Origin of the sequence: uncultured Ruminobacter sp., from assembly GCA_902764345.1 — a bacterium.
Lineage (GTDB): Bacteria > Pseudomonadota > Gammaproteobacteria > Enterobacterales > Succinivibrionaceae > Ruminobacter.
Window position 1 is genome coordinate 1 of the sequence record CACWVT010000060.1, and the last position, 11,236, is coordinate 11,236.

At 47.1% G+C, this 11,236-nt stretch carries 5 protein-coding genes; 3 read left to right on the top strand and 2 right to left on the bottom strand.

The window, feature by feature from the left end; genetic code table 11:
• Positions 1-211: 211 nt before the first annotated feature.
• Together QZU58_RS08945 and QZU58_RS08950 are read right to left on the bottom strand one after the other, a co-directional pair.
• On the bottom strand, positions 212-2,464 hold the full coding sequence (locus tag QZU58_RS08945) for a DNA topoisomerase 3 (RefSeq protein WP_294496155.1): 2,253 nt from the start codon (positions 2,462-2,464) through the stop codon (positions 212-214).
• 84 nt (positions 2,465-2,548) lie between these two features.
• Complete coding sequence (locus tag QZU58_RS08950) at positions 2,549-3,217, bottom strand: thermonuclease family protein (RefSeq protein ID WP_294496156.1); 669 nt, start codon at positions 3,215-3,217, stop codon at positions 2,549-2,551.
• A gap of 921 nt (positions 3,218-4,138) precedes the next feature.
• Between QZU58_RS08950 and glgX the strand changes: the two genes are divergently transcribed.
• The 3 genes from glgX to QZU58_RS08965 all read left to right on the top strand — a co-directional run bounded on the left by glgX (position 4,139) and on the right by QZU58_RS08965 (position 10,979).
• Entirely contained in the window at positions 4,139-6,244 is a 2,106-nt protein-coding gene (gene glgX, locus QZU58_RS08955) for a glycogen debranching protein GlgX (protein ID WP_294496158.1), read from the top strand.
• A 94-nt stretch (positions 6,245-6,338) separates the two neighbouring features.
• On the top strand, positions 6,339-6,839 hold the full coding sequence (locus QZU58_RS08960; RefSeq protein ID WP_294461750.1) for a winged helix-turn-helix transcriptional regulator: 501 nt from the start codon (positions 6,339-6,341) through the stop codon (positions 6,837-6,839).
• Between the two features lie 402 nt (positions 6,840-7,241).
• A complete protein-coding gene (locus tag QZU58_RS08965) occupies positions 7,242-10,979 on the top strand; it encodes a DNA translocase FtsK 4TM domain-containing protein (RefSeq protein WP_294496160.1) in 3,738 nt (1,245 codons plus the stop codon).
• Positions 10,980-11,236 lie beyond the last annotated feature (257 nt).

The following is an 11,236-nucleotide window of genomic DNA, read 5'->3' on the forward strand; positions in this document are numbered from 1 at the left end:
GAGTAAATTTATAGCCGGATGTGATTATTTAACATCTGAAACTGACAGTGATTTAGATAAGACGTTTTTCATCAAGAAGGTTTGAATTATCTACGATGTAACTATGATGGCACTATGAACAGTGATCCTCGACAAAAGACAAATAGAATTCGCAGCGAACCATTGACCTGAGGTATCCAATCCACGTATAACAGAGTAACCAATGCCGTGCTTACACTGAGGAAAATGTCTTGCCTAAATTTCTGCTTGACAAAGGTCGTTTCATAACAGAACCAAATTTTCTGCGACGGGATGTGCCGTTGTCTGCAGATTTTGTTCCGGCCGGAGTTTTTTTCGTACGTCCTGAACCTGAACTCAGTCCGGTTCTTCTGCCTGATGATGTTTTCGTTCCGGCCGCTGCCGAGATTTTTTTCCCGGTATATTTTTTTCTGCCTGTTCCGGATGAACGGAAGCCGGTTCCGGATACGGATGATTTCTGAACCGAACTCTTATCAATGTGTATGGAGATGTTTCGGTTATCATCGATGATTTTGCCGATCCAGCCCTCAATGTGCCTCATGAATCTGTCATAGTCCATGTTCCCTGCGGCAATCATTTCAAGTCCCTTTTCCCAGCGGGCGGTAACGCCGACGTCCTTGATTATCTGAGGAAGTGCGTGAATCATGGATGTGCCCTTTTCTGTTGGCAGAATATGCTTCCCGGCATAGTAGAGATAGTCTCTGGCAACGGCATTGCCTATGATGTCGGCCCTAGTTGCGGGAGTTCCAAGTCCGTCGGTTTCCTTCAGGATCTTCTTGTCTTCAGGATCGGTAACGTATCTTGCAATGTTTTCCATGGCTCCGAGAAGAGTAGCTTCAGTAAAGGGCTGCGGAGGTTTGGTGGTTTCTATTCCGGGGTTAAGCATTTCAAGCGTGTGAATGTCTCCGACCGCAGTCACAGGCAGGGCCCTGTTGATTTCCTCTTTTGCGGTGCCTTCGCCATCATCGTTTTCCTTCTTCTTGTAGTCCTGTCCATCGTCTGATCCGGTTCCGGTGTCCGAAGCTTCGGTCCTGGATTTGTCATGTGGCATGTACAGGGCTTTCCAGCCGGGAATGACAAGCTCGGATGACTTTGCATGAAAGTGTTCTCCGGCTGCATTGAGCGTTATGGCAGCCTGTTTAAGTACGGCTTCAGGCATGAACAGGGCAATAAAAGAACTTCTTACGAGGTTATAGATATTCATTTCGTCCTGTGACAGTCGGTGTCCGGTGATGGAGACGGAGGTCGGGATAATGGCATGGTGTGCGGTAACCTTTCCGGTGCTGAAAGCATAGTGACGTACAGACGGATCTATGTCTTTCCTAATATGGTCAAAATATCCGTCACCGGTACATGCGGTTATGATTTCCTGAGCTTCCCCGTGAAGAGAGGTCGGCAGATATCTGCAGTCCGTACGCGGATACGTGGTAAGTTTCTTTTCGTACAGTGACTGGGCCGTATCCAGCGTCTTTTTGGCGGTATACCCGAATCTTCTGTTGGCAAACTGCTGCAGGGTCGTAAGGTCAAACGGGAGCGGCGCCTTCTGTTTTTTGTTTCCGGACGTGTATTTTTCAACAACGAAGGGGCTTGTGCTGAGCTTGTCCATGAGCTCCGTCATGTATTGGGGATTGGTGACGTAGCCGTCGGCATCAAGTGCGTCATCACCGGGAGCCCATCTGGCGGTATAACGGCATCCGGCGAAGCTCATGTCAGCTTTCAGTATGTAATACTGCTTCGGCACGAAATTTTCAATTTCCTCCTGACGCTTTACCACCAGGGCAATGGTGGGAGTTGTGACCCTGCCGATATTCAGCACCGTTCTTTCGCCGCCGGTGGCAGATGCAATGGTAAAGAGACGGGAGAGATTCATGCCAACCAGCCAGTCGGCACGGGAACGGGCGAGGGCGGCCATGTACAGGTTGAAGGTTTCAGCTCCCTCCTTTACGGCTGCAAGGGATTTTCTGATGGATTTGTCATCGAGAGCCGTAAGACAGAGTCTTTTTAACGGACCTTTATATTTGGCGTATTCATCAAGAATGAGTCTCGCTATCGCTTCACCTTCCCGGTCATAGTCGGTTGCTATCGTTATAAGTTCGGCTGCTGCTATAAGCTTCTTGACGGCCTGCAGGTGTTTTGTTACCTCCGGATCCCTGCGTGGGGCTGCCTTCGATCCGGGCTTTCTTTTGGCAAGTCTTGCCCTGTATTTCCACGTTTCGGGAATTATCGGCAGGGTGTCAGGACTCCAGCGTTTCCAACTGTCGGAATACTCGTCAGGCAGGTAGAGTTCCAAAAGATGGCCGAGACACCAGGTTACTCCAACGGTGCCGTCACTGCTGCTGATGTGGTACTCATGTTTTGTTCCGAGACCGAGAACCTTTGCCAAATCCCTTGCCTGTGACGGCTTTTCACAGATATAGAGATTTGAAAACTGTTTTGTGGCTGCCATAAATATTCCGTAAGCCGGTCGATGGGGATGAATACAACGAAAAATTTACCGTAAAGGAGCTTTTACCGACCGGCGGATGTTCTTTTAACGGTGAGACTTTTTCCTTCTGTCGTGATTTCTGCTGCCGTGACTTTTACCTGTGTTCTGAGAGCTGCGGTGGGCTTTTCTGTATTCTGAAGGTTCCACGGGGTTCTGATATTTCCATAAACCGCGTTTTGCTGCTCTTGCTCCGCTTTCAAGGTTTATGTATTCCTTTCTGTCATGTTCCGGCAGATATTTACGGAATGCCCAGGCATTGCCGGTAGCCACCATTTCCTTATTTATGTTGGTTCCGTTTACGAAGATAAGGGCCAGCTCCCGCCTGTATTTGTCTTTTGACGATACCTGAACTGTGATGTCTTTCTTCAGAATTCTGCTTTTAAGGTATGAAGTTGCGTCTTCCCCGTACTGCTGAGTTTTCTCCGGAGCATCAATGTTGATTAGTCTTATCTTGTGCTCCTTTCTTTTTCCGTCGAGACATCTGAAGGTATCACCGTCATGAACCCTGATGACTTTGCATGTGTAGCTGTAGTGACCGGTTGCTTTACGGCCGTGATCCGCAGCTTCCGCAGGATTTGACAGCATGAGAATAAAGGATACTGCAGTGACGGCTGAAAGGCCGGTAAGGACTTTTAAGAAGAATCCGGCATGGGAATTCATAAGGGATTCGGATGCTGAATTACCGTGTTTCTTTCTGAAGTTGAATATGTTCATGATTGTTTTCCGTAGCGGTACTGTCAGGTGCCAGTCGGCAGAAATGCCCCGAACCGCTTATGTCCGGTTCAGTAATGTCTGACGACAAAGGACGGTATTTGTATGCCGTTCCTGAATTGAGACTTTATTTTACTTGAAAAATTCCGTTTGGAAATAAATTTTAATCTTATTCTACGGAATTCGTGCATTAAAACATATGACGATACCTGAGTGAAGCTGCCAGTCTGAATTGGAAATACTGCACGTTTCCGCGGGGGATAGACCATAAAACAATATTTACACTTGATATGTATGGTAATACCGTGACGAAGGTTAAGAAATTATACTTGTTTTTTGATACGGATCTTTGCATTTTTGCTGAGTCGGACGGCATAACAGAATATAAAATATGCAAAAAGGTGTTTTGGTGCATAATTATTTTCTTTTTTGGCTGTTTATAGGATAAAATTCTAACTGTAAAGGTTTTCATGCGACGATTATGGACTTTTCCTGCCGGTTTTTTCCGGTGCGGCCGAAGTTTATGCGTATGTCGCGTGAGTGACCTCTGCAAACATAACAACAGAAATGAGAAATGAAAAATAAATGGCATGACCCCCCTGACGGGGGGCATGAAGCAGTATCAGTGTGGAATTAAAAACGTATGTGAATACTGAATGTCATGTACGGCAGATAAAAAAACAAAACCAATAATAAAAAATAACACTGATTATAAAAACTCATTGATTCTGATTAAGTCAACTGTGAATCCGCAGAAACCATGGGACTAGTGAACGAAAGAAAGCGGAATCAGATAATCGTTACGTAACAGATATCAATTTTGAACAAGGTGTAATAACGATAAAACTGAAAGTATTTCTTGGATATTTTTTGCATAAACAGGTACCGTGAAATCACCTGATGTCATGGTAGAACGGATTTCTTATGATTCATAAACATAAAAGAGATATACTGAGTGGTCACTGTCGTGATTTGGGGGCAACCGTAGAGAAGGGGGGCGTTAATTTCGCCATATGGTGCCGTAACGCCAAGGTTATGGAGCTTCTTCTTTTCAAGGATGTCAATGACAGGGAGCCGGAGATAATTGAGCTTACCGCCGCCAAACACCGCAGTTCATATTACTGGCATGTTTTTGTAAAGGGGCTTACGGACGGTCAGCACTACGGATGGAGAGTGAAGGAGGTCCTGCACAACCGTCCGGGAATGATTTTTGACCCGCAGAAGGTGCTTCTTGACCCTTACGGAAAGAGAATCGTATTTCCTGATAACTACAATCGTACCTTTAACCAGTTTGTAGGTTCAAATGAGATTTTCTGTGCCAAGAACGTTGTAGTCGACATGAGCAAGTACGACTGGGACGGAGATGAGGCCCTTAACAGAAATCAGACTTCAAGCGTTATTTACGAAATGCATGTGGCCGGGTTTACAAAGGATAAAAGCTCCGGTCTTCCGGACTCAATCCGCGGAACCTACAAAGGTGTTATTTCAAAGATTCCTTATCTTAAGGAACTCGGCGTGAATGCCGTGGAGCTTCTTCCCGTATTCCAGTTTGACAGATTTGATGCCTCTCCAGGCAAGCAGAATTACTGGGGCTACAGCCCGATGAGCTTCTTTGCCATCCACGGAGATTATTCGTCCAACAAAAGCGTTTACGGACCTCTTGATGAATTCCGTGACATGGTAAGATCCCTGCACAGAGCCGGCATCGAGGTGATTCTGGACGTGGTGTACAACCATACGTCGGAAGGCGGTGAAACCGGACCGATTTACTCATTTAAAGGACTGGACAACGGAGCTTACTACATTCTCGATGAAGGCCAGCGTTACATGAACTACAGCGGCTGCGGCAATACCATGAATTCCAGCCATCCGGTGGTTAAGAGAATGATTATGGACAGCCTGCATTTCTGGACCGAAGAGATGCATGTTGACGGATTCCGCTTCGATCTGGCTTCAATCCTTTCCAGAGCAACAACCGGTGAACCTCTGAACGATCCTCCGACCACGCTCTTTATTGCCACCGATCCGCGTCTGGCAAAGGTCAAGCTCATTGCGGAACCGTGGGATGCCGGCGGACTTTATCAGGTGGGGCGCATGGCAGGAAGAAAGTGGCGTGAATGGAACGGACAGTTCCGAGACGACATAAGATGTTTTATCCGCGGTGACGAGAACATGATTCACCGTCTGGTGAACCGTCTTCTGGGAAGCCCGGACATCTATCGCAACATAGATGATGATCCGCAGAAGAGCATAAACTTCATTACCTGTCATGACGGTTTTACTCTGTGGGATCTGGTGTCATACAACCAGAAGCATAACGAGGCCAACGGTGAACACAACAATGACGGTAACAGCTGCAATTTCAGCTCGAACTACGGCGTTGAGGGTGAAACCAGGGATCCTGAAATTTTGAAGCTTCGCATGCGTCAGGTTAAGAACATGATGCTTCTTAACATGTATGCCATGGGAACACCGATGATTCTCATGGGGGACGAGGTGCTCCGCACCCAGAACGGCAACAATAACGCATACTGTCAGGATAATGAGATAAGCTATCTCAACTGGAACAGAAGTAAGCGCGGCGAGGAAATGTTCAATTTCGTGCGCAAGCTGATATCAACCAGAGTCAATCGCGGTACCCGTGTGGATCAGGATAAGCTCAGCATCAGAAATCTTGCTGATGCCATAGAAAAGAACCAGGTTACCTGGCACGGGGTTGAACCGTACCAGCCTGACTGGTCTCCGTCATCCCATTCCATCGGTATGTGCGTGTACTCTGAGTCTTCAGAATCATACTACTACATGTTCATTAACTCATACTGGGAAGGCCTGCACATTAAGATTCCTAACGTGCCGAGCAATCACAGTCTGAAATGGCGCAGAGTTGTTGATACGTCTCTTCCGCCACCTCTGGATTTTGCCGCTGAACCTGAAGAAATGGTAAAGATTGGTCACAACTACTATGTCGCCAGCCATTCCATTCTGGTTCTTATTTCGGATAAGTCTCTTAAAGGCAGTTCCGACAGGTAAAACCGAATGTAGGGGGACCATCCGCGGCCGGCAGGCGAAGCCGCGGATTATTCCGGACATGACTGTATGACAGCACGATGAGATGGTATGAGATATGGATAAGAGTATGGAAGCTTTCAGGAGCGTGGAATTTAGCAGAAACGTTAGACATCAGAAGGGGCTTGATGAAACGGATCTTAAGATTCTGACTGAACTGCGGAAAAACGGCAGAATTTCAAATGTTGATCTGTCCAAAAAGATAGGTCTCAGTCCCACACCGTGTCTTGAACGCGTGCGTTCGCTTGAGAACGCAGGGTATATAAGCGGTTATACGGCTCTTCTCAATTACAGTCTTCTGGGGCGCTCCGTTCTTTTCACCGTAATGATAAAATTCGACAAGAGCGTGGCCGGAGTAATGGATTCCTTCAGAAAATTCGTGTCCGCTGATTCCAGAATATTCGAATGTCTGTTCATCACCGGGTGCTTTGACTGCATTCTTAAGGTGAGGGTAGGGGATGTCAATGAGTATGGCAACTTTGTGCAGAATGAACTCATGAAGCAGCCTGGAATCGCCGAAATTCAGTCATGCGTTGTTCTTGACAGCATGGAAGGATGAGGCCGGGTACCGGATAAAAATTTTTTCATGCATAAATGCCATGATCTCCATCTGTGGATTTACTGGCTTTTTCCGTTTTTAACCTCCAAACCTCCAAAAATTCCCGTTTCGCTGAAAATATGGAAACTTCATATACCGGCCACGGGATCAGGCGGGGCCACGGCGGTGATTTTTCCTCAGGAAGAGCCATCTTCCCCGTTTCGGAAATGCCTGTCGCTTAATAATTTGAATTGCCCGTCTTTATTTCATTCTGATAATGTTTTCAAAATTGTTATATCATCAGGATTCATTTATAATTACCATGGTTTTTTGTTTATAGAATTTTATTACATGTTTGTGTTTCGTTACCTTCATGTTAACAGGAAGGTGACGGATTTTACGGATATTTAAAGGCGGTGTATTTTGTTTTCAGGCGGTAATAATCCAAATGCTCTCTCAAAGGGCATTGTAAAGGAAATTATCTTCATGCTCCTTCTGGTTTCATTCATCCTGCTGTTGTGTGCATTATGGAGCCATAGCGCTGATGACAACAACTGGAGTCAGGATCTGGCAAATTCAACCAGAATAAATAACGCCATGGGCTATATCGGTGCCAGGGTTTCGGAAAACATGTTTCAGTGGTTCGGTAAGTGTGCCTACATTCTTCCGTTCCTGCTCTTGTATGTTGGAAACATTCTTCTGGCAAGAGGGTCTTCACTTTTACGATACAATTTCGGCAGTGCCGGTGTGCGTATCGTCGGGCTGAATCTTGTCATCATTTCACTCTGTGCCCTTGCAACCAAGGTATCATTCCTTGAAGGTGACGATTTTGCCGGAGGAGGGCAGGTAGGCGTAATATTCTACGACATGCTTCACACCATGATGGGGTATAACGGAACCATTCTCATCTACATCGTTCTGCTTATCATCGGTATCATCTGCAGTACCGGCTGGTCACTCACATCAATCTGCGGGGCTGTGGGGGCAATTGTTCTTGCCGTTTTTGATTTCAAGAACAGCATGAGTTATCTCCGTGATCTTTTCAGGGGCAATACCGACGGCAGAAACATAAGTGCCGAGGGCCTGTATGCCGATGACGGTGAAGAGCTTTCTGATACCGACGTATCATTTAACCTGGTTGACATTGAACTGGACTCACCTGAAGACAGCGAAAACATTGAAGTGCCTAAGGATCTCGTGTCTGACGGAGGTTTTGCGGCTGCATCAGCCGCTGAAAAGACTGCTTCTGCGGAGGCTTATTCCGGCAGTCAGGCTTTTTCCGGAGAAGCTGCTGATTTTGCCAAGCCTAATATAGCAGGTGCCGCCGATGACCTTATAATTCCGGGGCTCGGTACCGCCAACCCTGAGGCTTCTCGTCAGGAGGTTTCTTCGGTGTCTGCACCGGTTTCGGAAGGCAGGGTGGAACCGACTCTTGACCTTGATGCAGTGGACGGTTTCCTTTCTCAGAACAGTGTTCGGGGAAACGGAAAACCTGACGGCGCCGCTCAGGCCGGAAATTCGGTACCGGGAGCATCATTTGCTTCAAGTTATCCTGACATGGCAGCAGCTGCGGCTGCATCAGTTATTCCTGAGGTAGCTCGTTCAATGGCAGGTGACATTCCTCCTGAGTATCGAGGTGCGTCAGTTCCTCCGGCTCCTCCTGTTCAGAACCAGGCTCAGCCGGTACAGCAGAATACCGGAAGATTTGCGGAATATGCGGCTCCAGGACCGTCTCCGATAAAGACTCCAGAAAAGGTTGACCAGGCCAGGGCAGGTGAGATAAGAACTGCTCAGGGCGAACCGACCACTCTGGGAGAGCCTGTTAAGTATGCGTCATCATACGTACTTCCTCCGCACGGGGATGACAAGTCTGATTCTTTACCGGAGCAGGCTGGTATGGATTCCGCTTCAGAAAATTCAGCAGATTCAGGCATTGATTTCAGTGCTGAGACTGTTGATGACAGGGGACTTACCAATTTCAATCCGGACGGGGATCAGGGATTTACTCTGAAGAATGATGCTGCCGCAGAAAGATTTCCGCAGAAGGCTGAGGCTTCAAAGCATGCAGAGGAAGATTCCTTCGGCAGGGTTGAGCCTCATTTCGGAAGTTTTGATGATACCCCTAACCGTTCACTGGGCGAGGCGGTTCACAGTGCATCCTCCGGTTATAATCCTTACGCCGAAGAGGAAAGATCCGCATTTGGCAGTTCTGCGGAAGGTTCTGATTCAAAGACCGAAGCTTTCTTAAGGGCTGTAGGTGAAATCGGGGCTTCTCCTTACATGGCCGGTAATCAGAACATTAAGGACAGGGAAGCCGCTTCAGGAAACGTTATTGATTTTGCGGCAATTCAGCAGAGCAACTCAGGGAATGAGTTCGGACCTATACCTGCCGGATTTACCATTGTAAATGAAAACGAAAGTGCCAAATCCGAGGCCGATTCACGTCAGGCATCTGCAGCCCAGTACCGTGAACAGACGGGATTCGACAGAGATTCCGTTCAGCGCAATGCGGACGGAGCAAGGTTTGTAAGTCATGACGATCTGCCTGATGCCATAAGATACAGACAGGGACATTACGAATACGATGAGAGCGGAAATCTGCCTACATTCCCGAGCACCGCGATTTTCAAGGCACCTACTGCCCAGGCTGCGGTAAAGGAAGCTGACATTCAGGCCATGATCACCAGACTTGACAATGCTCTGGAGCAGTATCGCATAGAAGCTCATGTTGCTGAGGAAACCGTAGTTGACGAATACGGCCGCAGCAGAAGGGTAAAACTTTACAAGACAGGTCCGGTGGTTACAAGATTCTTCCTGGATCTCGGCACTACCCCGCTGAATAAGATTCAGAGAGTCAGTGCGGATCTTGCAAGAAGTCTTCTTGTGCCGTCAGCCCGCGTGATTCCTACAATTCCGGGAACTGCCTATGTCGGTATCGAAATACCTAACAGTGACCGTCATACCGTTAACATGAGAGAACTGCTTGAATCCGAAGCTTTTGCAAAGGCCAAGGGCAATCTTGTGGTATGCCTCGGAAAGGACGTTGAAGGAAATCCGGTGCTTTACGATTTAACCAAGGCTCCGCATCTTCTTGTTGCCGGTACTACCGGTTCAGGTAAGTCCGTTGGTATCAACACCATGCTGGTGTCCCTCCTCATGAAGCTTACTCCGGACAAGCTGAGACTCATCATGGTGGATCCAAAGATTCTGGAATTCTCTGTATACAGGGACATTCCGCATCTGCTTACTCCTATCATTACGGACATGTCGAAGGTAATGGGCGTGCTCAAGTGGGCGTGTGATGAAATGGATCACCGCTACATGCTTCTCGAGAGAATAGGTGTGCGAGCCATTGACAACTATAATGAAATCATCAGCAGTAATCTTGCAAAGGGCGTGGTTCTCAAGGACCCTACCTGGAAGCCGTCAGACAGCATGGATATGGAAGCTCCGGCACTCAAGCCTCTGCCGTATATTCTCATTGTTATTGATGAATTTGCGGATCTCATCATGCAGAAGGCAAAGCAGAGAGGTGAACTTGAAAGTCTGGTTGCCCGTCTGGCACAGAAGGCGAGAGCCTGCGGTATCCATCTGATTCTGGCCACCCAGTCTCCTAGAAAGGAGGTTATTACCGGTATCATCAAGAGTAACTTCCCTAGTCAGATTTCATTTAAGGTTAAGTCCTATATGGAATCCCGCATTATCATTGATGAGGGCGGTGCAGAGTCACTTCTTGGCCGCGGTGACATGCTCATCAAGTTCAATGACGGTACAAATATTACCAGACGAGCCCACGGTGCATTCATTTCCGACGAGGAAGTTAACGCATTTGCCGATGCATGGAGAGCCCGTGGTACCCCTGAATATGTTGATGTAATCAACAATTACGGTGAGGAGGAGGATCTTTCCGGAATGTCGGCAGGAGCCGGTGTCGCATCTGCGTCATCATCGTCAAGTGATAATGCCATGTATGACAGTGTGGTGGAATTCTGCGGAGAACTGAAGAGAGCCAATAAGAATTTCAGTGTATCGGTCATTCAGCGTCATTTTGCCATTGGTTACAACCGTGCCAGCAGAATAGCTGACAGACTTGAAGAGAACGGCATTATTTCCGCTCCTATAGGAAAAACCGGTATCAGGGAGATTCTGATAGATTTTTAAAATCTGAAAAATTACCGTCCGATGCGGTAATGGTCGAAGGAAAGCATGATTATTCAGTCAATGTTCTTTAAGACTGAAAATCATGCTTCTTTTTTTGTTCATAAAAACTTTGGTTATTTACTGAATCGTCGGGAGACCAATCGACAACAGGTATTTATTAAGACAATATGAAACGACCTCCACGAATGAATGTAAAAACGTGGATTTACCGTGTAAACTGTAGATGTCTATAAACAGATACGGATTTACCGCAAACA

What these genes read in the sequence shown, in the direction of transcription:
- QZU58_RS08945 (WP_294496155.1), bottom strand. Translation starts at nt 2,464, where the DNA reads ATGGCAGCCACAAAACAGTTTTCAAATCTCTATATCTGTGAAAAGCCG.
- QZU58_RS08950 (WP_294496156.1), bottom strand. Translation starts at nt 3,217, where the DNA reads ATGAACATATTCAACTTCAGAAAGAAACACGGTAATTCAGCATCCGAA.
- glgX (WP_294496158.1), top strand. Translation starts at nt 4,139, where the DNA reads ATGATTCATAAACATAAAAGAGATATACTGAGTGGTCACTGTCGTGAT.
- QZU58_RS08960 (WP_294461750.1), top strand. Translation starts at nt 6,339, where the DNA reads ATGGATAAGAGTATGGAAGCTTTCAGGAGCGTGGAATTTAGCAGAAAC.